Consider the following 25,497-nt stretch of genomic DNA (forward strand, 5'->3'; position numbering starts at 1 on the left):
GGGCGTAGGTGAGGGCATTGAGACCTGCTTGTCCTGTGCGCCCTTTGGTCTTTCGTGCTGGTGTGCGGGCTCGCTTGGCAATTTGGTGGGCTCTGGCAAGCCCGACGGGGTCTGCGAACCGCATCCGGTGCGCACCGGCCACCTGTTGCCATCACGGCAACCGGACATGGCCAGCGCTCGTGCGTTTTTACCATTTGAGGCGCGGTCCATGATTGTTTTGGCAGATAGTGACACCAAAGACCTTGAGGCACTGAAAGCTCAGCTGGAACGGGCTGTGCGGCGCCTGCGGTTTGAGGAGCGATCAGCGCAGATCTTATGGCCACCACTAGGCATGGACATGAATGACTGGATACTGGCGAACGGGAGGGATGCGGCATGAGCACCATGAGCCAGGCGATTGAGGGCGCCATGCAGCCAAGTGACGATCCCCTCATCACCCCACTTTCAACCGAGTTTGCGGAAAAACTCTCGCGCTGTGCCCTTTATGACCAGAATGATACGGGCAATGCCAAACGGCTTCGGGAGCATTTTGGCGAGGAGTTTTTGCATGTGCGGGAGGTGGGGTTTTACACCTTCAAAGGCACCCACTGGGATTTGACCGGCGGCGAGGAAGTGATGACCCGCTATGCGCAGCGCACGGCGGAGCTGATTAAAGAAGAGCTCGACTACCTTGGCTATGAGCCCTGGGAGGAGCTGGTGCTGGAAAAAGCCAAGGCGGTGCCGCGTTTGGCAGAAGAAGCAGCGTTGACCAAAGAGCAGGAAGCCCTGCTGAAGGATGCGGAGGACGTGAAAAAGGCCCGCTCCGGCAGGCGCACGGCGCGCAAGAAGTTTGCGGTTTCCAGCGGCAATTCCAACAAGATCAAAGGCATGATTGTGCAGGCCCTGCCGCATGTGACCTATGCGCCAGAGGAAATGGACGAAGACGATCTTGTGTTCAACACGCGCACGGCCACACTGCAGCTGCACCCTGAACCTGATGGAGAAGGCGGGCAGGTGATGGTGCCGGACTCTGTGGCCCACGACAGAGCCATGCGGCTTTCCAAATGCGCGCCGGTGAACTTTGACCCCAAAGCAGAATGCCCGCAGTGGCAGGCGTTTCTGGATTTCTTCCAGCCGGATGTGAGCGTGCAGCGCTTTTTACAGGTGTATGCCGGTTATTGCCTGACAGGGCTGACAGCAGAGCAAAAGCTGCTGTTCTTCTATGGCGATGGGGCCAACGGCAAATCCACCTTCGTGGAGGCGATCTGCGGGTTGATGGGGGATTATGCCGGACAACTGAACCCGGAAAGTGTGACCGGCACGGGTCAGCGCCGTGGTGACCAGGCAACACCGGATCTGGCAACGCTGGTGGGCAAACGTCTGGTGCGTGTCTCCGAGCTGCCAAAGGGCGAAGCGGTGAAAGAGGAGCTGATCAAGGCGCTGACGGGCGGCGAGCCCATGCAGGTTCGGCGGCTGCATCAGGGCTTTTTTGATATGACGCCCATCTTCAAGGCGATCATGAGCGGTAACGACAAGCCCTTCATCAAAGGCAATGACTACGGGATCTGGCGGCGCTTGCTGATTGTGCCCTGGTCGGTGCGGATCAGCGAAGAGCAGAAGCGGCCCATGGCGGAGGTGCTAGCGGAGTTTGAAGCCGAGCGATCGGGCATTCTCAACTGGATGCTGAAGGGGCTTCAGATCTATATGGAGGAAGGGCTGGATGTGCCGCCAGCCGTGGAAGGCCTGACGCAGGATTACAAGACCGAGCTGGACCCGATACAGCAATTTGTGGATGCCTGTCTGGAGTTTGCCGAGCCGCCGGGAGAGGACCCGAACGAGCCCTCCATCACTGGCCGCGCCATGTATGACACCTATAAGAAATGGTGTGAAGTTTCCGGCCTAAAGCCTTTTACGGAAACAGCTTTAGGTCGTGAGCTTCCAAAGAAACCGGGCATGCGCAAGGTGATGACCCGCATCCGTAAGTACGCCAATGTGCGCTTCAATCTGCCAACTGAGATGCGTCCTGAAACGATGAGTTGGGAGCCTATGGGATGAGTGTAACTAAACCCGCGAGGGTGCGAGGGTATGCGCGAGGGTTAAGCCGTGTGCCTCGCGCCGGATTTCGTAAAGCCGTGAATGGGTTAGAGGATAGCCGCGAGGGCGCGAGGGTATATCGCGCGCCTGCGCATATATAGGGGAATGGGGAATAGCTTTTAAGGAAAAGACTTCTCATATGCGTAATTAGTCAACTAACCCTTGAACCCTCGCGGAGGGTTATAAAAACAATTGATATTAAAAGATAAAATGACCGCGAGGGTCTGATTTTAACACTCGCGGTACCCTCGAAACACTCGCAGGAGATCAATTATGGTTCAAACGCTGCGCGCATCACCGGAATACATTGGCCGGCTCAAACAAGAGCAGGCACAGCAGAACGAAGTCCGCAGGATTGATTTGGTCAGCTTGCTGGACTGGACCTACGGCGAGCAGAAAGCTCATCTCGATATCGTGAGCGATGATGAGGCGCGGCACTTCGACGTCCGCTGTGCGTTGAATTCACTTGAGCAGCTGCTGCATCTGCGCACCTTCGTGGATGGTGGCGGGCGCTCATGTGTGGAGCTGCATCCGGATGCCGAAGCCGTGCATGGTGCGGTAAAGGAGTTTGCAGCTCAGTCCGATGATTGCGCCTATGCCGCTGGCCTGCTGATCTACTACGGCGCAAACCGGACGCAGCCGGAAAAGCCAGCTCTGAGTGGCCGCAAGCTACAGGAAAAGCGCGATAAGACCGGACGCACGGTGATGAGCTACTGGCGGGCTGATGGTGAGGAGCTTTTTGCTCGCCCGGGTACAAAACTGCCAAAGCCTCACGACTATGACGGGCCGGGCTGCCGCGTTGGGCAGGCCTGTGAGCTGCAGGTGGTATCCGTTGAGAGTGATTTGGAAGAGTTTTTGCTGGAAACCTACACCTACTGGTGCGCAGCGCTCGAAATCATAAGCGGTGCGCTACCGATGTTGAAAACTCACAAACTCAAGAAGTTTCAATCACCTGAGTTCGATCGGAAGGCTGTGAGATTGCTCCAAATGAGCTCCGCGACTTGAAATGACCCGCGTCGTTTGACAGCCTGACAGCGGAAAGAAAACCGCCTTGAGGGACAACCTACAGGGCGGTTTTTTATTGAGAAGTGACACATCGCTTGTTTCCTAAGGCCTCAACATGTTCACAGTTAGCTTTGACAAACGAGACCTTGATGACCTCATGCGTGGGCTTGGCAACTTGCCCGGTGAGATCAAAGGAAAGGCCATTGCTCGCGCCCTCAAACATACGACAGCAATTGCCAAAACGCGTGTCATTCGAAAGTCCGCAGCATCTACAGGAATGCGGCAAAAGGATATTCGCAGTGTAACCATTGCGGTGAACACAGGAGCAGATACTGCCAGTGTTATCATGCGCTCTGGTTGGATACCGCTCTACCAGCTGGGAAGCGTCCGCCAGACACGAGATGGTGTATCTGTTCGCAACTGGGGAACACACCAGGGCACATTCCTTGCCACGATGGCCTCTGGTCATGCTGGAGTGTTCAAACGATCAAGCGCAGCACGCCTTCCAGTCCGCGAACTTTGGGGGCCAAACCCTGCTGCTGATGTTCAAAACCATGAAGAAGAATTTATGGACGTGCTCGAAAGCGTCGCCGACGAAAAGCTGCGGCCTCGGTTGGAACACGAAATCGACCGGCTGCTCCGCTCGCTTTGAAGGCGCGGCGGCGGCTGAGAAAAAAAGGGACCGTACAAAACATCCTTTCCCCGCGGGGGGCGCAGCTCCCGGGGTTTGGTCAGTTTTACAGGTTGAAAATTTGAGTTGTCAGGGTTGTTAGAGTTGCCAGCAACCGGTTGCCAAGGTTGCCAAGGTTGCCAGAGGTGGAGGCATACAAATGCAAGATGATGCACCGCTGGTGATGGCAACATTTGTGCAGGTCGCCGATCGCGATGGAGTCTCAAAATCGGCTGTTTCAAAAAACGTGCGCAACTACGCAGACAATCATAACTTGCCAGTTGATCGCGATGGACGTGGACGGATTACGTGCTTCTCGCTTGCTCACTATGACCACATACGCGCTCGTTTCACGAACCCGCTCAAAGCGTCCGCTAAGGTGCAAGCTATCGTTGCAGCACCAAGTCCCGCTGCGCCGTCTCAAGGGCAGCCAGCACCTGTGCCTGGTGCCGATCCGCAAAGCCTTAACGAGGGCAAGCGCCAAGAGACATGGCTTAAGGTGCTCCGGCTCCGGCTTGCAATGCAGGAAGAGCTTGGAGCGCTGGTGCGCCGCGATCTTATGGAAGATGCGCTCGCCAAAATGGGAGGCGAGATCAAATCCGTTGTTTCGCGACTTCCCAATCGGGCAGATGATCTGGCAGCACGTGTCACCAAAGATGGTGTCCATGGCCTGCGCCTGGCGCTGAAAGATGTTGCCTTTGAAGTTGCAGAGGAGATTGCCGAAGCAATGGAAGCTGCTTTTCAGGAAGCACCACAGTTTGATGATCTGCCAGAGGACATGCTTGGGACTGAAGCAAGTGCAGAAGAACTCATGCTTGCAGGGGAGCAACAGGAGGAACTCTAACGACAACAGGTGAGCCATGCAGGAAACTTTGGGAAGTTTGCGAGGAGCAAACACAAGAGTTTACGGTGCGGCTCGTCTTGTTACGAGAGTACTTGCAAAGGCGATCCGCCCTAAGAAGCCGCTACCGTTTCATGAATGGCTCCCAAAGAACATTGAGCTGGTGGACGGGCCGAGGCGAGGAGAGCTTTGGAATGCTAAAGACGCTCCGTATTTGCTGGAGATTGCGGCGTGTCTGTCTGCTGATCATCCTTGCAACTATGTGTGCGTTCGCAAGTCTCAGCAGACCGGTGTTTCCATTCTGGGGCTTTCCTGGAGCATCTACCTGGCGGAAAACGCACCCGACAATATTTTGTACGCTGTGCCTGGCGATCAGGCGCTGAAAGAAACCAATTCCATGAAGATCATGCCTTTGATTGAGGCATGGGAGAAGCGCACTTCCAAGCAGGTGATTGAACCGATTACAAGCCGCAGCGGTAAAGGTTCAACCACCTTTGAGAAGAAGTTCCCAGGTGGCGCACTGTCGCTTGCCAATGCCAATTCGGAAATGGATCTTTCCTCCAAGACGATCAAGTATGGGGTGAAAGACGAGGTTTCTAAGTGGGAAGAGACGGACAATGGCGGCGATCCTGAAGAGCTTTTCTTTGGTCGTTTCACCGCATTTCGCCGTGAGAAGTCCTATAAGATCTTTGCTCTTTCTACCCCGGAACATGATAGCGGCGATGAAGACGGAGAAGGTCCAGGCCACTGTCGTATCGATCGCGATTTCAAACGCTCAGACCAACGGTTTTGGCATATCCGCTGCCCGTCCTGCGACTTTGAACAACGGCAGGACTGGAGCGGGTTTCAGGTAAACCGCGAGAATCCAGAGGAGAGCACTTACCTTTGTGAGGAATGCGGCCACTCTATTACAGAGGCTGAGCGCGTAGTTGCTGTTCGCAAAGGGCGGTTCATTGCTACAAAGCCAGACGAGGGACGCCAGCCAGGCTTTCATGTGGATGCGTTTTGCTCGCTGATGATGAGTTACGGCGATATCGCGCGGGATTTCATCAATGCGGAAAAACGAAGTGAAGCAGCCAAAAAGAACTTTACCAATCTGGTGCTCGCCAAGGCATATGCCATGCGCGGCAATGCTCCGAAACATGAACGGCTTATGGAGCGGCGTGAACAGCTGGAGCGCGGCACGATCCCGGCTGAAGGCCTGTTGTTTGTGGCCGGTGCGGACGTTCAGCACTACGGCATCTATGTGGAGGCGGTGGCCTTTGGAGATGACCGGCAAAGTTGGTGCGTGGATGCGCACTTTCTTGAAGGCTCTACGGACGACATTAAGGCCGGTGCATGGCTTAAGCTGGATGAGTTTTACAAACAGCACTTTAAGGACGCATGGGGCATGGAGCGCCGGCTGGATGGTCTGGCGGTGGATGCTGGTGACAGTGGCCGTATGGAGCAGGTGCTGAGTTGGTGCAGAGCAAGGCCAGATACCTACGCCATTAAAGGTCAAGGGGGACGCGGTGTTCCAGCGATCGGGTTACCTCAAAAGAAGTCAGTCAACAAACGGGGCAAGCGCGTAAAGGTGCGTGGCTCTCAGCTTTGGCCGGTTGGAACATGGGGCCTTAAGCATGAGTTCTATGGCAGCTTGCATAAGTCTGGCATGGCAGCTGGCGCTGAGCGTGATCCACCTGGTTATTGTCATTATGGTGTTTGGCTGGATGAAGAGTACTTTCTTCAAATCACCGCTGAGTACTTCGACCAGAAACTGGTGAAGGGCCGGTTGCTTGAGGAATGGAAGAAATCCCGGAAAGATAACCACTTCCTTGATTGCCGGATCTACGCCATGGCGATTGCCGAGCATTTGGGCCTGACTTCCAACACTGACAATGATTGGGCGCGGCTGCGAAAGCGGTTGGTGCCTGCAAAGGATCTGGACTTGCTTTCACCTGAAGCAGTCAAGGCAATTCAGGTCAGCACTCCCACCAAAACATCACAGATAAAAGCAGCTCCCGCTCACGACAACGGATGGGCAGAGAGGCAGCAACGTATCAGGAAGAGGCGCGAGAAATGGCGAAACCGTTAAAAGCGCTTGGTCGGTTGCTTAACCGAGGCGGGAAATCAGCACCACCTGAGAAGGGAACAGGGCAGGTTGCAGTGCGCAGCGTCAGTCGATATCTGCGCGATACTCGCTCTAAGGTTCTGGCAACACGTCCAGCTCCGCTCTCAAACAGCCGGGATGATATTCGTTTGTCCTGGCGCCGCTGTGCAGGACTGGCGCGTGACATCATTCAAAACTCAGGGCGGCTTAAAGGCGCTGTGGATCAGGTGATTGCAGATACGGTTGGCTCCGAGCTGCTGCTTAATCCCAAACCGGACTTACACGCTGCAGGCTATGATGCGCAGGAAACTGCTGATTGGTGCCGACTAGTTAAGCAACGTTGGAAGCGGTTTGCCTGGAACCAGGCTGAATGCGATATGCGCGGTAAGTTCACACTGCCACAGTTGGTTGATTGCTCTTTGAGAGACTACATCACCTTTGGCGAAGTGACGGGCATGCTGGATTATATGGGCAGTGCTCAGCGGTCTCGCTACGGCATTAAAGCCGGAACAAAGCTTTGCCTGTTCTCACCGCAGAAGCTGGCACAGGACACGCTGGAACATGACCGTTTGTTTCAGGGTGTCTACCATGATGAGAATGGCCGCCCGATTTCCTATCTGATTGAAGAGGCTAGAAACGGTCAAACCGTCAAGACAAGGTATAACGCTCGCGATCTGGCTGGGCGTGCTCAGGTCTTGCATATTTTTGATCCCACCTGTGCAAGCGATGTACGTGGAATTTCCGTGTTGGCGTCGGCCTTTAGAAAGCACATCCAGCACGAAATGCTTGAAGATGCCACGCTGCAAACCGCAATTTTGCAAACCTTGTTTGCTGCTGTTTTGAAGAGTGAGTTGCCATCAGAAGAAGCGTTTGCTGCGATCGACGCGATGCAAGACACCGAAGCCGGTAAGGAGTTCAAAGACTCTTTTTCTGATTATCTCCTAAGCACCCTGGATAAATCAGCAGAAAACTCCGTTCATTTGGGCAGTGATCCTACGGTGTCACATATCGCGCCGGGTGAAGATTTCGAAATCAAGACAGCTGGAACTCCGGGCCCTCATTACCTGCCGTTCTCAGGCTCACTTGGTCGGGAAATGGCTCGGGCGATTGGGATTACCTACGGTGGTCTCACCATGGACTATTCCAATGCCACTTACTCCAGCGTCCGGATGGAAAATGCAAGCATTTGGCCGGTCGTGACCAGGCGGCGAGAGCGCATTGCTGCGCCCACCTATCAGGCTGTTTACGAAAGCTGGCTTGATGAGGAAATCGGTGAAGAGCGTATTCCCTTCAAGGGCGGGTATGAAGCCTATTCGGCTTTGCGTGAAGAAGCGTCCTGGGCCCAGTGGCAAGGACCGGCCAAACCAACGGCAGATGATGCAAAAAGCGCCAAGGCTTCCAGCACGCGTTTGGAAAATGGCACCTCATCCCTTGCTCATGAATGCTCTGAGATGGGCATAGATGAAGAGGAATTGTTTGAGCAGCGCCTCTCCGAGCACCGGCGCTATCTCGCTGAGGGAATGCGCTCACCCTATGAGCGAACATCTTCACAGGCAACGGCACCAAGCACTGATGAAGCACAAGGAGCTGCTGATGAGTGATCAGGTCAAAATCGGTTCTGAGATGGTTTCCATCAATGAGCCATGTGCTGTTGCAACGGCGCTCCGCAAAATTGAGCTGGTTGTTGCCGTTGGTGGTCGCCGGGAAACCGTCCGGTTTGGACGGGATGAAGTGACTTACACAGCTGCCAATCTGCCTGCGCTGAAAAAGCTGATTGCTCAGTACGAAGCCAAGTGCAGCCTTGCTGCTGGCGGCAAGCTTCGCCGCCGGGCTCGCTCAGTTCGCTGGTGCTGAGCCCACTCTTTAAGGATATCTAAAATGCCGGGAATTTTACAGGACGGCGAACTCATTCTTTATGGGTTCGTTGGCGAAAACTATTGGGATGAAGGCTTTACAGCATTGGAAGTGCTAAATGCTCTTGCTCTGCATGGCCGTGATGAGCCGATCACCGCGCGGATCAACTCAGGTGGTGGCTATACCGATGAAGGTATTGCCATCTTCAATGCTCTGAAAACGCACAAGGGCAAAGTGTCTGTCATCATCGACGCAATGGCAGCTTCAGCTGCCTCCATTATTGCCATGGCTGGTGATGAACGCACTATGCGTACCGGGGCCATGATGATGATCCATGATCCTGCTGGAGAAAAACGCGGTACAGCAGCAGAGCACGAAGCGATGGGTGAGCTGCTGCACAAGCAAGCTGATTTACTTGCAGGCATCTACGCAGATGTAACCGGCAAGACACCTGACGAGCTACGCCAAATGATGGTTGAAGAAACCTGGATGAATGGCAGTGAAGCTCAGGTTCAAGGTTTTGCAACCGTTGATGAGGCAGCACAGGCAGTGAGTGTGTCTGCCTTTGACTACCGCACTTACAACTGCGCGCCCGACACCCTGAAACAACTTTCCAAGACAAGGAACTGGAGTGCTGAGCCTCAGCGCTCTCCGGCGGCATCCGTCGCACAAACGACTGTCAATCAGGAGATACAGCCTATGACGACACAAACTGCGGCGGATGCCAACTCCGCCAACTCTACTACTGACCAGATGCAGTCGAATGCTGCCGATGCGCAAACAGCCGAGCGTGAGCGCATCGGCAAAATCCTCAATTGTGCTGAAGCTGTTGGTCGCACTGAACTTGCAAAGTACCTTGCGTTTGAGACCTCAACAAGCTTTGAGGATGGTCAGAAGGTGCTTGATAAGGCTGCTAAAGCTGGTGAGGGCAATGCGCCGAAGAGTGACGGACAAAGAACTCAGGCCAGTACTTACGAACAGCAGCGCCTATCTGCCAGTTCCCAAGCATCTAGTTACAGCAACCCATCAGATTTGACCGACGATGACAAAGGGGCACGTCTGGTCAACCGAGCAAAGAGCATGTTTGGAGGTGCTAAATGAGCCATCTGGCTGGAAGTCTCAACCACGGACCGTCTCCCGTCGATAACCTCCATGGCGGGAATGTTAAAACCCAACCCAACACAGTTGCCGCTGGTACTTATAAGCGCGGTCAAGTGCTTGAGTATGACAGCACCAACAAGGTGTTTGTTGCTCTTAACGATGCGAGCAAGGCCAGTATCGTGATGCCTGTTGGCATTACGCTGGAGGCGGACAGTTCCATGGGCGTTTACGTTCAAGGTGACGATTTCAACCTAAATGAAATGCACTTTGGTGACCTGGACGCTGAAGTGGTGAAACATGCGCTGCGCGGCAACGGCATCTTGGCGCGTTATTGGCAGGTTGCTTAAGGAGATTATGCACGTGGATATTTACACCCTAAGCGATCTGATGACCGTGATCGAAACAATTTTTACGCCTAAACGGCATTTCATTGATAAGTTTTTCAAGCTTGAGCATCTCTCAGACAAAGAAGAGATCCATTTTGATAGCGTGTTCAGAGATCAAGTGTCGCTTGCGCCTTTCGTAATGCCTCTGAATGCAGGCAAGCCGCAGGAGCGTGCTGGATACACGGCTAAATCATTCAAACCTGCTTACGTGAAGCCGCTGAACATGATCAAGCCAACCGATGCTGTCACGCGTATGGCTGGTGAAAAGTTTTCTGGCGAACTTACTGCTATGGATCGGTTTGAACGAGCAGTCGCTCTCGCTCTTTACGAACAAAAAATGCAAGTTGAAGCGCGATGGGAATGGCTTGGACGTTTCGCTCTGAAAGAAGGCAAAGTCCTGATTGTGGGGGATGATTATCCCGCTCGTCTGGTGGATTTTGGCCGTGCGCCTGAAATGGTGGATTTGATCACTGATGATGATCAGAAATGGTCAAACGCCGACTATGAGCTTTTCTCTTTGTTGGAAGAAGGTTCTGCGGAGGTTGCTAAAAAGACTGGGTCTCGGGCAACAGAAGTCTATCTTGCTCCGGATGTGTGGCGACATTTCAAAGTGAACAAAAGCGTGAAGGCCGAGATGGATCTCACTAAGCGCAATGACAGCACTTTGACGGCGTCTCCATCTGCGACAGATCCGGAAAATCCAGTTGAATTCAAAGGAACCACTGGCAACTTTAACATCTATGTCGATCACAGCACTTATCGTGATGTTGATGGGACCGAAAAGCCTTATCTGGAACCCGGTGAAGTCATGCTGGTTGCACCAGTTGGCGAAAGTGGGACCTCTGGTGTTTACGGGGTTCGTGCATTTGGCACCATCATGGACAAGAAAGCTGGCCTTCAGGCGATGCCGATGTTCCCCAAAGTTTGGGAACAGGACAATCCGTCCATTGATCAGGCAATGACGCAATCAGCGCCATTGATGATCCCGGGTCGTCCCAACGGTGTGAAAGTCTGGAAAGGGGTGGTCTGATGGCAGGAGCTGGCACAGTCAAGATCGCAACTGCCCGGTTGCTGACCTCAAAAGGCGTCATTAAACCGGGCGAGCAACTGCCAACAGGTTTGAAGAAGGCTGAGCTAAGTAAACTGGATGCCTTTGGTGGGCTTGCAGAAGTTTCTCTGCCGCCTAAACCAGCGGCAACGCAGAGTGACAACTCTGGTTCTCAGAGCGGCAAGTCATCTAAGGATTCATCTACTGGTGCTGGTGCCGGTGATGGTTCTGATGGCACGAATTCTGAGGATCAGACCAGCACCGATGGTTCGGCTCAGGACTGATCATGCCTGAGCTTGATGACCTTCGGGCTGAACTCACCGAAGAGGTGGATGACGTCATGGGAGAGCCGGTTTTGCTGGCTTTCCTTGACGGTGAACAGCGCAGCGATGCTACCCGCGAAAATACGGCGGTGAATGCGGTTTTGCGCTGTGGTGCAGGGCATGCGTTCAATCTTGCCAAGGGATCGAAAAAAGAGCGCACCAGCCTTTCTGCAGAGCCATCTTTCTTGGAGCTTTCCCGCTCTGACTATGGCGGGCCTATGCCCAAGACCGGAGACAAGGTGCAAGCGCTTTCCCGCGCTGGCCTCCCGTGGTTTGAAGTCCTTGATGTTTATGATCGCGGTGCGTCCCGCATTATTCTTGAACTCGGAGAAGCCTAATGTCGCTTGCCCGTATTGCATTGCGTCACTGCGCCGTGGAGGCGCTAAAAACAGCAGGAACGTTAGTTGGTAACAATATCCTTGATAGCAAGGTGGCGGCGCTTCAGGTGAGTAGTGATGGAAGTTTGCGCACCGATGAGGAAGGCCCTTTTATTGCCGTTTACACGGATGTTTCTAATTCGGGCGAGTTGAGTGGTCGCTCGCTTCGCGTAAATGGTCACCTGGATCTGGTTTTTAATTTCGGCATTACAGCTGCGATGACCCAGACCAATGAGAAGGGCGAAAGTATTGTTGTTGGGCTGGAAGTGCCTGCAACAAGTCCCAACTTTGAGTTCTTTCTTGATGCCCTAACGCGGCAAATCAAGTTCGCTCTTCTTGATCCTCAAAACCCTTGGTCTGAGCTGCTTAAGGGATTTGCTCCAGACTTTCGAGCTTGTGAAGAGCTGCGTCATGGCAATGCCCGTGATGGGGTGCGGTTGGTGAGTGGTCAGTTGCGGCTAACCGTTGAGCTGGTTGCAGACCCTGTTCCAGGAGCAGCACTGCCTGAGACTGGGATTTGGAGCCGGTTTCTAACAAAGCTTGCGCAGAGTGATCCTCAGCAATGTGAGCGCTTGCAAGGTTTGCTTGCCTGGAACGGTCGGGAGCAGGATGACCGGCTTTCCTTCCTTCATGGGTTATCTGGCCTTGAAGCGGATGCCCTAAAACTGACCAATGCATCTGCGCTCAATCCTTCAGCTGTTTTTTCCAATGACCCACCGGAGAGCATAGTCAGCGCCGGTTCCCAGTAACTTGGAGCACGCGCAATGTCGCAGGACCTGCCAGACTTAATTGCTGAACTGCATTTTGAGGTTGCCGAGATCAAACGGCGGCTTGCTTCGCGCACGCGCGAAGGGGTGATTTCTGAAGTTGATGCGGCCAAAGGCAAAGCACGGGTCAGGCTGACAGATTCAGATACTCCCATGCTTACGGGCTGGCTACCTTGGACCGAGCCGGCAAGCGGCGCCAATAAGACCCACAATCCGCCTTCGATTGGTCAGCAAGTATCACTGACCAGTGAGAGCGGTGATTTAACCGATGCCCGCATTGGGTCTGCGCTGCCAAGTGAAGACAATCCCAGACCGAGCGCAAAAGGAGACGACCATGTTCTTGCGCAGGTTGGGGCGACAAAAATTATCGTTTCAGGTGGTGGCGATAAACTCCAGCTCAGTGTTGGGAATGCGTCCATTACCTTGGTTGATGGGCAGATGACTTTCAGCGTTGCAGGTACGTCAATCACTTTGACGCCTTCAGGCATTGAGGCCGCAGGCGATGTGGATTTGAACTCCGGCTATGTGAAGTCGGAAGGCACCACAATAGACCACACCCACATTCATTCTGGAGTGACACCTGGTCCATCTAAGACCGGGGCTCCTGTCTAATTGGAGGATACTATGGAAAAAAACCGCTACCGTGTTTTGCGTGCAGGCTTCTTGCATGGAACCTATCGCCGGGAAGGCGAGGAAATTGAGTTGTTTGAAAAACAGGCTCAGGTTGATCTTCCGCCTCTTGGTAGCCGGCTTGCTGAGATGAGCGTGAAAACCACAAAGCCGGCAGCTGCAAAAAGCAAGGCTTCCTCTCTAAAGGCCGGTTAGGGCATGGCCGGTAAGGACTTAAGTGAGATAACGGGCGGTGAGGTCTCTGGTTGGGCTCATGTGGTCCAGTCCATCAACCGGTTGTTCTCAACTCCAAAAAACACGCGGGTTTTCCTGCGTGAGTTTGGATCTGACCTGCCAAACCTGGTGGATGTGCCTTCCAATGATGCTGGCATTCTGGCGTTGTTTGTGGCTGTCGCAACTGCCCTGGAGCAGTGGGAGCCAAGGTTTTCTTTAAGCTCCCTAAACGTATCGCAGGCTGAACCTGGCAAGATCCACTTGAACCTGGTTGGCACCTATTTGCCAAGAGGCCATCACGGCGATACTGCGCCGGAAGGTGGAGAGCAAACCTTATCTGTGCCGATCTCTGGCCTTTAACTCCCGACATCAGGATAACACCATGAGCCGCTTTGCTGCGCTTGATCTGGCGACACTGCCGGAACCCTCCGCTGTGGTGGAACTGGACTATAATGCTTTGCTTGAAGCCCGCCTTATTGAGCTGGACCGTCATTTGCGTGATGGCCGCTTTGAACAGGCTGAAGCTGATGAGATCATGGCACTGGCGCGCTCCATTGCTGCATCGCCCGCCCGCTATTTAAGTGAGGCAGGAGCATCGCGCGAGCTTTACATGAATGCGCGCATTAATGCGGCGGTGAAATCAGTTCTGCTTGCAACGGCAACTGGATCTGATCTTGACCATCGCGGAGCAGGGCGGGGCGTTGCCCGCTTGGTTCTGGATGACAGTGACCCTGAAAACGTCATTTATGAGGATGATGAAAGTTATAGGGCACGCATTCAGCTGGTGCTGGAAAGCTACTCTCCCTATGGGCCGGAAGGCGCATACGTCTACTGGGCTTTGCAGTCCTCCGGTGATGTGCTGGACGTTGTGCCTTATGGGCCTGATGACAATCTGGACCCGCCAATTCCTCCTGCTGAGCCCGTGATTTGTGTTCTTTCCAGAATTGGGGACGGGGTCGCAAGTAATGCTCTGTTGGAGAGCGTTTATCAGAACCTGAAATCAGACAAACGCAGGCCAGTGGGTGACAAGTTGACGGTTATCTCTGCGACACCTGTTCACTATGAAGTTGAAGCTGAGCTGCAAGTTGTGTCAGCTTCAACTGCTTCCATCGTTGAAGAACAAGCGCAAGCAACCTTGCAAAAGTTTATTTCAACGCGCCTTGCCATAGGTCGCCCGCTCTATCGCACCACACTTGCGGCGGCATTGAAAGTAGATGGTGTGGAGGAGGTGATCATCACCAAGCCTGCAGCTGATGTGATGGTCGGGCCTTTCGAAGCGCCTTACGCCTCTTCTGTCAAAATTACCGTTACCTCCATCACCGGAGGCTGGCGCAATGTCTGATAAGGTTCTCCGCCAAACTGTGCTACCGCCGAACTCTGCTGATATTGTCGTGGCAATGGATCTTGTTGAAGACCGTATGTCTGGTCTTCCAGCTGAGGTTATTCGCGATTGTCTGGCCCCTTTGAAAGCACCTGCAAGCCTGCTTGACCATCTGGGCTGGGAGCTTTCCGTTGATGTGTGGGACCGGGAATGGCCTGAGCAAGTCAAACGCCGTGTGCTGGCTGTCTCGAAAGAGGTGCACAAATACAAAGGCACCCCTTACTCAATTAAGACTGCCCTCACAGCTCTTGGGGTGGCAGCGCACTTGCTGGAATGGTGGCAGGAGGGCGGCTCGGGCGTAGCTGGCACGTTTCAGATTACAGCTTATGCCAATGAGCAAATTTTTGCAGATGGGCCGGTTCTGGATGCCAGGTTGCAAGAAAATATCCTGAACACAATCTCAGCAACTAAACCAAAATCGCGGGGCTTTAGTTTCCAGATTGGAGCGCAGTTTGAGACATCGCTCAGTATTGGCCTTGCAGGCCGGTCTAACGCCTTCACGCAGCCCACGGGCGCAATGGTTCTTCCCGAAAGTGGAGCAACGCTGAGCGCAGGCACGGTAGCACATGGTGTTGCCTTCCTGGCGCAAACAGTTGAGCCGGTTCTCCCGCAAATGGGGGCCGTTCTTGGTTGTGCCGCAACTGGTCGCGGGCATTCCTTTCTTTCACTTCATGGAGAGCTTTTGACATGAGCCTTAAGGCCATCAATCCAACACTTACGCGCGCTGGCATGCGGGCTATCTTTGATGCCTCAGACGCTGGCCTTCATGCCAGGATCACACACCTGTGCTTCGGCACTTCGCGTTATACGCCAACAGGCAATGAGAACAGTCTAAAATCAGAGAAAGCCCGTATCGAGATAATTGGGTCTCGTTATCTGGATGATTTCCAGATGGAGATCACGGCTAAGATTGACGGGGACACTGGGTTCATACTGGCAGAGCTTGGTGTGATGTTAGAGGATGGCACCTTGCTGGCCGTATGGTCAGACCCTGACACGCCTTTGGCGCAGTACACGCCTGGCGTACCAATCGCATTTTCGTTTGTGCTGGCGCTGACAGGGCTTCCGCAAAGCGTCATTGAGATCACCGGTGATGTGAATTTTCAGCTCTTCTTTGGCGAGGAGTTTGCGGGCACAGCCACCTCTATGATTGCTCTGCAACACGAAAATTTCCAGCTCAATGAAGCGGTGCGCAGTCTGAGTAAAGCGCTTTCCATTTCTCAGACTGGTCAGGCCGAGTTGCTGCGTCGGATTGAGGCGCTGGAAAGCAAAGTTGACCACCAAACGAACACCCGCACTGAGCAGCTTACTTTGGGTGCGTCTCTTGCATCCTCACTCCTCACCATTCAACGCCACACTATTGAAAAGGATCAGTTGCAATGAGTCTGACACAAAGCCTGAATGAGGTGGTCAAATCCACCACAGCCCTGACCCAAGCCGTCCGGGAAACCTACTCGCAGCACGATGCTGAGATCCAAAAAATTCTGAAGGTCGCGCCCGAGCTTCAGCGAACGTTTCACGTGGATGCGGTGAACGGCTCTGATGAGAATGATGGATCAGCTGAAGCTCCATTCAGACGCATGGCAAAAGCTGCTGATCTGGTTCCTCGTCATGGTCGTGGCTATATCTACTTGCTGAGCGACTACCACATGACAGAGCCAGTATTTGCGCGTGACTGTTACCTGATGATTACTGGTCACAAAGACGCTCATCGCAAGGTGACGTTCGAGCAGTACTCTCATGGAACAGATGACACAGATTACCGTGCATTCCAGGGGTTTCGCTGGATTGGATCTGGATATTTCAACTTCTGTTACCTGGACATGGAACTGCCGGTTCTTGATCCGCAGTTTAACGGGCTTCCAACCAGCAACTATGCCTCCATTGTGAGCTGTACAACTTCTTCACATACAGGCACCCAGGGTGTGACATTCCGTTACGGGAATATTCACATTCCTACGGAAGACGAAGGTGCGCCAGCCGGTCATGTCCTTGGGCACTATAGTCCAGTTGGTGTCTATCTCTCCAATATTACGGCTTCGGGGGCAGGCCTGAAGGAGCGTTTCAGCAGGAACTCCCGACTTGGTTCTTACACCATGAACATCACGCTTGATGAGTTGCCTTAAGCTCAAACCAGCCTCCCTTTCAAACCGAATATCACGAGAGTAAAACTATGTCAGATTACTACGATCAACCTGAAGGCCAGAGCCTGAGCCTGAAACATGCAGGCAAAACCTACATTGCCTGGAGCGAAGCGGACTTGAAAGCAGCTGGAGTGCCACAGGTTGCCATTGATGGAGCCCACAAAGATGCCCGTCTCACAACCATCAAAGCGGAATGCCGCAAGCGTATTTATGCCCGCGCCAGCGCTGAGACCCAGATGAACATGGCAACCGCTGGGGCTGCGATTGCGGGCAAGGCTGAAGCGGATCGCTCACAGGATGAAAAAGCGGTTCTGGTCGGCATTAAGGCTGCGCTGGACTGGGTGGGCGCGATGCGCTCCAAATGCCTGGAACTTGCTGAAGATCCAGCCTCCGATTTCACACAGGATGCCAGCTGGCCGGAGTGTCCGCCTGAAGTGGTTGCACTGACAGAGCAGTTTTAAGCCGCTTCCCTTCCTTTTGAGTTTCATCCGTATCCGGTCCTGTGTGGCCGGTTTTTTTATGGAGAATTGAATGGCTGATACCAGCTTTCACCATGGGGTGCGGGTCTTTGAATCTGCTGAAAATCCCATTCTTATCGAGATTGCCCAGACCTCTACCATCGCATTGATTGGCACTGCTGAAGGTGCCGATGCTGAAGCCTTCCCTTTGAATGAGCCGGTGTTGCTTTTAGGGGACCAGAGCAAGGCGGCATTGCTCGGGGACGGAAATCTGCGCGATGGCGTTGATGCGGTGTTTAAACAGGTGGGAACCTACGTGTTTGTGATCCGCGTTGCAGAAGGGGCAGATGCTGCTGCAACGCTTTCTAACGTGATCGGTGAAGCCTCAACGCTCACCGGTATCCACGCGCTCAAAAAATGCCAGTCGGCTCATGGCCTGACACCGCGCCTGATTGCCATTCCTGGCTTTACTGGCAGCTTTGAAGATAAAGGCCTGCAATCCATCAACGTGACAAGTGGTGGTGCCGGTTATACCGATGCCACAACCGTTACGATTACAGGTGATGGTACCGGGGCTGAGGCAATTGCAATGGTCTTGGAAGGGGCAGTCACCGAACTGGTGATTACCAAGGCCGGTTCCGGTTACACTAATGCCACAGCTACCTTAAACGGGGATGGCAACGGGGCAACCGCGACTGTCAATATTGGTGCGGTTGGTGATCCGGTGATTGCCGAGCTTGGCGGTGTGCTGGGTGAGCTTGAGGCTATCGGCATCGTTGATGGACCTGATAGCACGGATCAGGACGCGGTGAACTTCAAAGAAATAAACGCTCACCCGCGTATCTACATTGTTGATCCAAAGGTTGGAGACTGGGACACGGATCTCAATGCCAACCGGTTTAAGCCATCAGCGCCGTATTTTTGCGGTGTGCAGGCAAAAACGGATCGCACGCACGGATTCTGGTGGTCGCTCTCCAACAAAACAATCAACGGTGTTACGGCGGTGTCCCGCCCGATCGCGTATGGCCCCCAGACCGACTATCTCAATGAGCGCGGCATTGCCACCATCATCAATCATGGAGACGGCTTTAAGACCTGGGGCAACCGGCTTTCTGGCGGCGATGATCTTTGGCGGTTTATGGCGGTGCGCCGGACGGCTGATTTCATCAATGATGCTATCCGCAGCGCTTACATGGAGTTTGTCGATAAGCCGTTCTCCAAGGCCAACCTGAGGTTCATGGTTGAGAGCGGGAATGCCTTCATGGCCAAGCTGAAGGCTGAAGGCGCTATCCTGGGCGGTAAGGTCTGGCTGGACATGGAGCGCAACACGGACGAGGCCATGGCAGGCGGCAAGATCACGCTGGCCGTGGATTTTGAGCCGCCAGCTCCCATGGAAGATATCCGCTTCATCGCTCACCGCAACATCACCTATTACACCGAGCTGTTGAACGGTGTTCTGACCACCTCCGTTTAAGGAAACCCCATGAAAGAGACACCGCAATACATCTTGCGCAACTGCACCATTTTCGTGGATCGCGATTCCAAAGTGGGCAACGCAAGTGAAATCACCATTCCCAAGCTCACGGTGAAAACCGAGAGCATGCGCAATGCCGGCATGATCAAAGAACGCGATGTGGTCCTTGGCTATGAGAAGCTGGAAATGAGCTTCAAAATGACAGCCTTTGACCCTGAGACTTTGAAGCTCTTCGGGCTGGCAGCTGGTGTTGAAAAGGATTTTCTCGCCACCGGGGCGTTTGCTGATGAGGACGGCACCACTCATAGCGCCACCTGTTATATGCGCGGCTTCCTGCGTGAAGTCGATGCCGGAGGCTGGAAGCCAGGTGATAAATCAGAGACGGATTATCAGGTCTCGGTCCACTCAATGAAACTGGAAATCGACGGTGCCCAGATTGTTGAGATGGATGATTTTGACGTGAAGATTGGCGGTGTGTCGCAATATGACAGCATCCGCAGTGCACTCCAGCTTTAAGAGACCGACATGGATCAGATCACTGTAAAGCTTCAATCGCCTGTCGAGCATGACGGGCGGACCTATAACGAGCTTGTGTTTCGCGAACCCACTGTTGCGGACATGATTCAAGCCGAGAAGTTTGAAAAGGACACTCTGGAAAGCAACGCTGTGTTGTTGGCAGCTCTTGCCGATGTGAGCCTGCCTGTCATCAAGCGCCTGAAGCTCTACGATTACAACGCGTGCGACATGCAAACGGTTCCGCTTTTTCTTCCTCCTGATAAGCGACCGGGTGAGGGTGAAGACCCAAACGCGGAAGCGGTGACGGAACAACCTTAAGCTGGCTACAGGTGGCGGCAGAGATTGCCGCTCACCTGTCCACGCCGCTCAGTCACGTAGAACAACTGTCACCGCAAAAAGCTATCGACTATTTTTATGAAGCCCAGAGGATCAAGCGGGAAGCATTTGAGACCTCCCGGCGATAATTAAAGCAAACTGGAGCATGCTATGCGCAAGATTGAAACTCAATTGAACTTGCGCGTGGTCTCGAACATGACCCGCGAGTTTCAAAAGACCACGGGGGCAAGTGCGCAGGCCGCAAAGAAGTTTGCCGAGCCATGGGTGCGTGAGGTTAAAACCCTCAACAGCAAAATGAACCAACTCGGGGACTTCAGGAAACTGGAAGGCCAGCTGGACAGCCTGAAGAATAAAACCAAAGCAGCTTATGACACGCTCTCCGGTCGGCGCGAGCAGCTGGCAGGACTGAACAATCAAGCCAAATTGCTGGCTGGATCTTATGAGGCAGCAAGTGATCGGGTGATGCAGCTTGCCGAGCGTATGCAGCGCCTGAAGGTTGAACAGGCTGAAACCAGCAAACAGCTGGCGAGCAATCAGGCAGCGCGCAAAGCTCTTGAAGAGCAAATGCGAGCGGCGCGCAAAGCTAAGGAACCTATTGATGGTTTGAAGGCTGCTATTGCTGAACTGAAGGCAGAAGAGCAGGGCCTAAGATCAATTCGGGCTGCGCAGAGTGAGCAACTGACTGCACTTAACGCAGAAACCAAAGAGGCCGGGCAAGAAGCAAAGGTCCTTTCCAAGCAACTTGCCAGCACAACGCGTGAGGCGAAAAAAGTTGGTCGGGCCTATGACCAGGCTGAAGAGGGGGCAGAGAAGCTTTCAAGAGAGACCAGAAAAGCTTCCAAGTCTCTTGTCGATATGAAGACCGGCATGCGTTCAGCTGGTATGAACGTGAAAGATCTGACAGCCGAAGAGCGCAAGCTGGCCGCTGCAATAGGTAACACCAGTGAAGCGATCGATGCACAAAATGCCAAGCTTTCACAGCAAAAGAAAGCGGCACAGGTGCGGGACCAGAAACAGCAGGCCATGAAAGGCAAGGCTGTTAAGGCAGCGGCTGTTGGAGCTGGCGGTGCTGCAGCTTTTTACGCCAGCAGGCAAGCTTTGCGGGCTATGTACAACCCCGTTGGTGTCGCGATCGATGTGGAAGCAGCTTTTGCCGATGTGAAGGCCAAAACAAACTTCACCGATGAGGCTGAAGAGAAGAAATACAAGCAAGCAACCATTGATATGTCTACCAAGATTGCGATGCCGTTGCTTGAGCTGTTTGCCTTGCAGGCGTCTGGTAGCTCTGCCGGTATTGCAAAAGAAGATTTGCAGCGATTTACAGAACTTGCGGGTAAGGCTGGTGTTTCTTTTGATCTTGACGGGGCGCTTACTGGCGAAGTGCTGGCTAAAACCAAAACAGCATTGGGCACAGATCTTGACGGATTGACGGACTACGTTGATGCGGTAAACCACCTTTCCAACAAAACGTCTTCCACCGCTCCTGACCTGCTTAACTACTTCTCCCGCGTGGCCGGGAGTTTTAAGAAAGCAGGCTTTACTCAAAATCAAACGCTTGCGTTAGGATCGTCAATGGTGGCCGGTGGGTTCGCCCCTGAGGTTGTTGCCACCACATTTGCGAATGTCACCAAGACGCTGACCGGTGCAGATACGCTGAGTAAAGACAAGCGAGAAGCTTTTGCGGCAGTCGGGCTTGATCCTGTCCAGGTCGCCAAGGACATGCAGGTTGATGCCTTTGGCACTTTGCTCAAGGTGGTTGAAAAGCTTGGGGAGGTTGAAAAATACCGCCGCCTTGCAATTGAAAGACAGCTTTTTGGTGAGGAAGCGAAGGCTTTTGGTGGTCTGACTGAAAACATCCAGCGTTTGAAAGACACCTACAAGCTGGTTGAAAATGATGGTCAGTACGATCCAAAAAACGACCATGCAGGCTATCGCGGTTCTACAGAAGCCGAATACGCTTCAAAATCAGCGACCACGGCAAACGAACTGCAACTGCTTTCCAATGAGATGTATGCGTTGAAAGCGGAATTTGGTGAAACCATGCTGCCAGTTGCTCGGGCGGTCTCCAAGTGTATCCGTGAGTTCCTCGCCCCATTGCGTGATTGGGTGAAAGAAAATCCGGATCAGGCCAAACTTGCAGGCACCATTGCAGCTGTTGTGGCCGGGTTGATTGCGGTGGGTGGAGCTCTGACCACTCTTGTTGCAACGGCAACAGTTGCAGCCCTTGGCCTGAAGATGGCAACCAATAAGCTCAGAGGACGCCGTGGATCTGGTTTGCTGGGTGAATTGATACTGGGTGAAGCCGCAGATAACTTGTTGGGTGGTGATCACAAGCAAGACAAAGCCAAAACAAAGAGCAAATCAAAAGTTAGAGGAAGGGCTGGAAAGTCCCTCGCGCTTGCTGGTTCTGCCGGGATTGTTTGGGATGCTCTAAGTACTGAATTACACCTGCTGGGCAAAACGGATGAAGAAAGACAGGCTCATTATCTCCAACAGTTAGAAGACGGCGCTCAAAATGGAAAGGCGCTGAACAGTTGGATTGAAGGTGTCTTACCGGATTGGGTCTTTAAAGCCGGCATAGTGAACAATCCCGATGTCCTGCCAAAAAGGCAGGTGGCACGGGAGAAGTTTGAACAATCCAAAGTGTTTTCCGGCGACCTGGCAACAGCGAAGGAAAAGCTGGCGTTCGTTGATGACAAGATTGCCAAGGTGAAAGGGACGCCTCGGGAGGCTTCCCAGCTTGTGACCCTGAACCGTATGCGAGAGCAGCTGACACAAACAATTGCCAAGCTTGAAAAGGAACTGCAAACGTCGCAGATCGCTCAGGCGCTGCAACAAAAGGCAGACCAGATTAAAGCTGTAATGGTGCCAGCGAACGCACCCAGAGCAAAGCCATTGCCGGCTTTTGCAAGAGGTGGTGTCACAGGCCGTGGTCCGGCGCTCGTTGGAGAAAACGGACCGGAATACATCTGGACCGAGAGGGGCCAATATGTCTCCAACAACAACCAACTGAAACAAATCAGAGCACTTGCGGCATCTGCTGCGATTGCAATGCCCATTGGCTTGTCTTTACCGCAACCGCCTGCTCAGGCTGCCTTGTTCACTCCGCCAACTACTCAGCAGCAAGGCGCCGGCAGTACAGCCCGTAATGCACCGCTTGTGGGTGAGCTTCATGTACATGTGTCCGGTGGAAGTGGAAAAGACGCTCGCTCACTGGGCAAGGATGTAGGGCGAGAGAGCGTTAAAGCTATTCGCCAGTATCATTCTGATGGTGGCATGTAATCTTACAAACTTATGGAGTGGCTATGGCTGGACCAATTCCTATGGCGCTGGGGCCGTTTTTGTTTCATGCGCACGGCTTTGGCTATACCGAGCTGGAACGGACACTGGAAACCCGGTGGGCTACGCAGGAGACTGCCGGGCGTATGCATGCCCAGCAATGGACGGGCCCTGGCTCTGAAACCATCCGCATCAATGGAGTTCTGTTTCCGCAAGAATTTGGCGGGCAAACAACGCTTGACGGTGTGCGCCTTGCTGCCAGGCAGGGCGTGCCGTTGATGTTGGTTTCTATTGGTGGGCGGGTATTTGGATCTCACACCATCCAAGGGGTCGAAGAAGCTCAAAGCCTTCACAACCGGATCGGGACACCGGGGCAAAATGAATACACCATCGAGCTGCTGGCCTACCCAAGCAGCTTTTTTAATGTGATTGGCGCTGTCGCTTCGATCTTTTAACTCAACTCACGGAGCACACATGGCGGAACTGATTGAGGTGGACATTGAACGCCCTCTGGATCTGATCTGCTCGCAGTATTACGGGCATACCAGGGGCAGCGTTGAAGTGGTGCTGGCGGCAAACACCCACCTTGCGGGGCTCACACCTATTGTACCGCGTGGAACCAAGATCTCTATGCCGGTTTTGAGCGGCAATGAGACAACCACGCTGAAGCTTTGGGATTAGACAATGCGGCCAATCGTAAAAGTCTCTATCGACGGCAAACCCGTTTCAGGGCTGTTCCTGGAACGCTTGATTTCCATCCGAGTGGTGGACCGTGAAGGTACGCGATCAGATACCGTTGATCTGGAACTGGAGGATGGTCCTCCCTTTGTCGCGCTGCCAAAGCCAAAAGCTAAGATCAAGGTTTGGATGGGGTACGCCACCAGTGGTCTGGTGTACCAAGGCGAATATACGGCCAGCGAAATTGAGGTGCAATGCCTGCCGTATCTCCTCAATGTGCCAGGACAAGGCGCGGATGTAACGGAAGAACTGAAGACCCAGAAAGAACGCCATTTTGACAACAAGTCCGTCAAAGACATTGTGAAGCAGATAGCTGGTGAGCACGGACTAAAGCCTGTCATTGATGATGCAGTAGCCAGCCACGTTTATGAGTGGCTCGGTCAGCAAAGTGAATCGGATATGCACCTGCTTGAACGGCTTGCACGTCGCCATGGGGCATTGTTTGCTATCAAAGATGGTCGGCTGGTTTTTGCCGAAAAAGGAACCGGCAAAAGTGCGAGCGGAAAGGAACTTCCTGTTCAAACCATCTCGCAAACCCAGATCATTGAAGGGTCGTGCCGCGTGCGGTTTGGAGATCGTGGTCGGTACAAGACGATTAAGGCGTACTATCAGGACCCGAACAAAGCCCGTCGTGTCGGTGTTGAGGCACAGGGCGATACGAACGGGAAGGGCACCTACAAGATCCGTGAGACCTTCAGCTCTAAAGGCGAGGCAAGAGAGGCTGCTAAGGCACGTGCCAAAGAGCTGCTGCGCGGTGAGGTGACCACAACAGTTTCAATTGAGGGCAGACCTGATTTTCTGGCCGGGCAACCGTTCACCTATGCCGGTGTGCGTCCTGGTGTAGACGGGTTGGAGTTTATCGCAGAAGGCGTCACCCACAGTTACTCCAAAGGCGGTGGATTACTGACCGAAATTGAAGGCAAGGCTAAAGCGAGAAGCGACACTGCCTGACCGGCAAAGAATTGCATTCTCAGGCTACCAGGTTTGAATAAACAGCTTTAGCTTTCAGGAAAACCAACCGTAGTTGATGCCAATCAGAATTAGGATCACGATGGAAAGGCCGATAGAGGCGATTGCCAGTTTATCTTGCGTTGACATGATTGTGCTCCTATATTGTAAGCCAAGTAGACCCTCTGTGTCAGAGAGGGCCTACCGGCTTCAGGTTACCAGTGGTGTATGATGTTCGCTAAGAGCATCAGGGCCACGATAATCTGAAGGAGAATTGCGAGAAGCTGTAACTTCATATGCTTTTCTCCTTTGTGGCGGGGATGGCCAATCCATCCCCATCACCACAAACTCTTTATACTGCATTTTGCAGAGACATTCAGCTCCTGGTTGCGCATTTTGCAACTCATCCACCCGCCCTTCGAGGCGGGTTTTTTATTGGAGTAATTCCCGTGAACATCATTGAACTAGAGAGCGTGGAGGGCTTTGCCGCCTTCTGCGAGGGCCTCAACCTGCGCCATTTCTCGCCCCATGAGCTGCTGAGCAAAGGGAAAGCGCATGAAACGCCCGGGCATCCCGGTTACGGCCTCAACGCAGATCCGCCTGCGGAGCTCTGGCCCAACATTATCCCCGCCATCACCATGGCTGATAGAATGAGAGAACACTTCGGGCGACCGGTTGTCATTCTCTCCGCCTTCCGTTCTGCGGCCTACAACGCGGCCATTGGCGGAGCCTCCCGCAGCCAGCACCTGAAGTTTACCGCGCTGGATCTGAGCTGTCCGGGCATCATCCCGCAAGCCTGTTTTGACTGGCTCGGCATCCAGCGCGATCGCGGCGTGTTCGTCGGTG

General features: G+C 53.5%; 30 protein-coding genes. 29 read left to right on the plus strand and 1 reads right to left on the minus strand.

Annotation, left to right across the window (positions count from 1 at the left end; genetic code table 11):
- The 29 genes from PsW74_RS21085 to PsW74_RS21225 all read left to right on the plus strand — a co-directional run.
- A partial coding sequence (locus PsW74_RS21085) for a hypothetical protein (protein WP_193777974.1) occupies positions 1 to 379 on the plus strand: 379 nt, incomplete at its 5' end.
- Positions 376 to 2,034, plus strand: coding sequence for a phage/plasmid primase, P4 family (locus PsW74_RS21090; protein ID WP_063288253.1), 1,659 nt, complete (start codon positions 376 to 378; stop codon positions 2,032 to 2,034). The genes PsW74_RS21085 and PsW74_RS21090, both read left to right, overlap by 4 nt.
- A 312-nt stretch (positions 2,035 to 2,346) precedes the next feature.
- Positions 2,347 to 3,078 carry a hypothetical protein gene (locus tag PsW74_RS21095; RefSeq protein WP_063288254.1) on the plus strand — a complete coding sequence of 244 codons (732 nt, stop codon included), beginning with the start codon at positions 2,347 to 2,349 and terminating at the stop codon, positions 3,076 to 3,078.
- 115 nt (positions 3,079 to 3,193) lie between these two features.
- Positions 3,194 to 3,730, plus strand: coding sequence for a phage tail protein (locus tag PsW74_RS21100; protein WP_063288255.1), 537 nt, complete (start codon positions 3,194 to 3,196; stop codon positions 3,728 to 3,730).
- A gap of 178 nt (positions 3,731 to 3,908) precedes the next feature.
- Positions 3,909 to 4,592: a hypothetical protein gene (locus PsW74_RS21105; protein WP_063288256.1), complete on the plus strand. Its 684-nt coding sequence runs from the start codon at positions 3,909 to 3,911 to the stop codon at positions 4,590 to 4,592.
- A 16-nt stretch (positions 4,593 to 4,608) separates the two neighbouring features.
- Positions 4,609 to 6,663, plus strand: a complete 2,055-nt coding sequence (locus PsW74_RS21110; RefSeq protein WP_063288257.1) for a terminase gpA endonuclease subunit — start codon at positions 4,609 to 4,611, stop codon at positions 6,661 to 6,663.
- Complete coding sequence (locus tag PsW74_RS21115) at positions 6,648 to 8,279, plus strand: phage portal protein (RefSeq protein WP_063288258.1); 1,632 nt, start codon at positions 6,648 to 6,650, stop codon at positions 8,277 to 8,279. Before PsW74_RS21110 ends, PsW74_RS21115 begins: the two co-directional genes overlap by 16 nt.
- Entirely contained in the window at positions 8,272 to 8,532 is a 261-nt protein-coding gene (gene gpW / locus PsW74_RS21120; RefSeq protein ID WP_193775946.1) for a gpW family head-tail joining protein, read from the plus strand. Before PsW74_RS21115 ends, gpW begins: the two co-directional genes overlap by 8 nt.
- Positions 8,533 to 8,556: 24 nt before the next feature.
- On the plus strand, positions 8,557 to 9,633 hold the full coding sequence (locus tag PsW74_RS21125; protein WP_063288260.1) for a head maturation protease, ClpP-related: 1,077 nt from the start codon (positions 8,557 to 8,559) through the stop codon (positions 9,631 to 9,633).
- On the plus strand, positions 9,630 to 9,980 hold the full coding sequence (locus PsW74_RS21130) for a hypothetical protein (protein ID WP_063288261.1): 351 nt from the start codon (positions 9,630 to 9,632) through the stop codon (positions 9,978 to 9,980). Before PsW74_RS21125 ends, PsW74_RS21130 begins: the two co-directional genes overlap by 4 nt.
- A gap of 13 nt (positions 9,981 to 9,993) precedes the next feature.
- A complete protein-coding gene (locus tag PsW74_RS21135; protein WP_193775947.1) occupies positions 9,994 to 11,049 on the plus strand; it encodes a major capsid protein in 1,056 nt (351 codons plus the stop codon).
- Positions 11,049 to 11,351: a hypothetical protein gene (locus tag PsW74_RS21140; protein WP_063288263.1), complete on the plus strand. Its 303-nt coding sequence runs from the start codon at positions 11,049 to 11,051 to the stop codon at positions 11,349 to 11,351. Before PsW74_RS21135 ends, PsW74_RS21140 begins: the two co-directional genes overlap by 1 nt.
- 2 nt (positions 11,352 to 11,353) lie before the next feature.
- Positions 11,354 to 11,728, plus strand: a complete 375-nt coding sequence (locus tag PsW74_RS21145; protein ID WP_063288264.1) for a hypothetical protein — start codon at positions 11,354 to 11,356, stop codon at positions 11,726 to 11,728.
- Positions 11,728 to 12,516 carry a hypothetical protein gene (locus tag PsW74_RS21150; protein WP_063288265.1) on the plus strand — a complete coding sequence of 263 codons (789 nt, stop codon included), beginning with the start codon at positions 11,728 to 11,730 and terminating at the stop codon, positions 12,514 to 12,516. Before PsW74_RS21145 ends, PsW74_RS21150 begins: the two co-directional genes overlap by 1 nt.
- A gap of 15 nt (positions 12,517 to 12,531) precedes the next feature.
- Positions 12,532 to 13,146 (plus strand): phage baseplate assembly protein V, encoded by a 615-nt coding sequence (locus PsW74_RS21155; RefSeq protein WP_063288266.1) that lies wholly within the window; start codon positions 12,532 to 12,534, stop codon positions 13,144 to 13,146.
- A 12-nt stretch (positions 13,147 to 13,158) separates the two neighbouring features.
- Positions 13,159 to 13,359: a hypothetical protein gene (locus PsW74_RS21160; protein ID WP_063288267.1), complete on the plus strand. Its 201-nt coding sequence runs from the start codon at positions 13,159 to 13,161 to the stop codon at positions 13,357 to 13,359.
- Positions 13,360 to 13,362: 3 nt separating this feature from the next.
- The gene (locus tag PsW74_RS21165; RefSeq protein ID WP_063288268.1) at positions 13,363 to 13,737 is read left to right on the plus strand and encodes a GPW/gp25 family protein; all 375 of its coding nucleotides are present in this window, start codon (positions 13,363 to 13,365) and stop codon (positions 13,735 to 13,737) included.
- 22 nt (positions 13,738 to 13,759) lie between these two features.
- Positions 13,760 to 14,719, plus strand: coding sequence for a baseplate J/gp47 family protein (locus PsW74_RS21170; RefSeq protein ID WP_063288269.1), 960 nt, complete (start codon positions 13,760 to 13,762; stop codon positions 14,717 to 14,719).
- Positions 14,712 to 15,449: a phage tail protein I gene (locus PsW74_RS21175; protein WP_063288270.1), complete on the plus strand. Its 738-nt coding sequence runs from the start codon at positions 14,712 to 14,714 to the stop codon at positions 15,447 to 15,449. The genes PsW74_RS21170 and PsW74_RS21175 overlap by 8 nt, the downstream gene beginning before the upstream one ends.
- Positions 15,446 to 16,141, plus strand: a complete 696-nt coding sequence (locus PsW74_RS21180) for a phage tail protein (RefSeq protein WP_063288271.1) — start codon at positions 15,446 to 15,448, stop codon at positions 16,139 to 16,141. The genes PsW74_RS21175 and PsW74_RS21180 overlap by 4 nt, the downstream gene beginning before the upstream one ends.
- Positions 16,138 to 16,884 carry a hypothetical protein gene (locus tag PsW74_RS21185; protein WP_063288047.1) on the plus strand — a complete coding sequence of 249 codons (747 nt, stop codon included), beginning with the start codon at positions 16,138 to 16,140 and terminating at the stop codon, positions 16,882 to 16,884. The genes PsW74_RS21180 and PsW74_RS21185 overlap by 4 nt, the downstream gene beginning before the upstream one ends.
- A 47-nt stretch (positions 16,885 to 16,931) precedes the next feature.
- Positions 16,932 to 17,363, plus strand: coding sequence for a hypothetical protein (locus tag PsW74_RS21190; protein ID WP_063288272.1), 432 nt, complete (start codon positions 16,932 to 16,934; stop codon positions 17,361 to 17,363).
- A gap of 70 nt (positions 17,364 to 17,433) precedes the next feature.
- On the plus strand, positions 17,434 to 18,834 hold the full coding sequence (locus PsW74_RS21195; protein ID WP_063288273.1) for a phage tail sheath C-terminal domain-containing protein: 1,401 nt from the start codon (positions 17,434 to 17,436) through the stop codon (positions 18,832 to 18,834).
- A 9-nt stretch (positions 18,835 to 18,843) separates the two neighbouring features.
- Positions 18,844 to 19,350, plus strand: a complete 507-nt coding sequence (locus PsW74_RS21200; protein ID WP_063288274.1) for a phage major tail tube protein — start codon at positions 18,844 to 18,846, stop codon at positions 19,348 to 19,350.
- Between the two features lie 9 nt (positions 19,351 to 19,359).
- On the plus strand, positions 19,360 to 19,668 hold the full coding sequence (locus PsW74_RS21205) for a phage tail assembly protein (RefSeq protein ID WP_063288275.1): 309 nt from the start codon (positions 19,360 to 19,362) through the stop codon (positions 19,666 to 19,668).
- Positions 19,669 to 19,836: 168 nt separating this feature from the next.
- Positions 19,837 to 22,968 (plus strand): phage tail tape measure protein, encoded by a 3,132-nt coding sequence (locus tag PsW74_RS21210; RefSeq protein ID WP_063288276.1) that lies wholly within the window; start codon positions 19,837 to 19,839, stop codon positions 22,966 to 22,968.
- Positions 22,969 to 22,991: 23 nt separating this feature from the next.
- On the plus strand, positions 22,992 to 23,420 hold the full coding sequence (locus tag PsW74_RS21215) for a phage tail protein (protein ID WP_057466123.1): 429 nt from the start codon (positions 22,992 to 22,994) through the stop codon (positions 23,418 to 23,420).
- 19 nt (positions 23,421 to 23,439) lie between these two features.
- Positions 23,440 to 23,646 (plus strand): tail protein X, encoded by a 207-nt coding sequence (locus PsW74_RS21220; protein WP_063288277.1) that lies wholly within the window; start codon positions 23,440 to 23,442, stop codon positions 23,644 to 23,646.
- A gap of 3 nt (positions 23,647 to 23,649) precedes the next feature.
- Entirely contained in the window at positions 23,650 to 24,654 is a 1,005-nt protein-coding gene (locus tag PsW74_RS21225) for a contractile injection system protein, VgrG/Pvc8 family (protein ID WP_063288278.1), read from the plus strand.
- Positions 24,655 to 25,115: 461 nt separating this feature from the next.
- Here the strand turns inward: PsW74_RS21225 and PsW74_RS29935 are convergent.
- Positions 25,116 to 25,497 (minus strand): hypothetical protein (locus PsW74_RS29935; RefSeq protein ID WP_244277888.1); only part of this gene is annotated, 382 nt, incomplete at its 5' end.

It is taken from the genome of Pseudovibrio sp. W74, assembly GCF_001623085.1.
Taxonomy (GTDB): Bacteria; Pseudomonadota; Alphaproteobacteria; order Rhizobiales; family Stappiaceae; genus Pseudovibrio.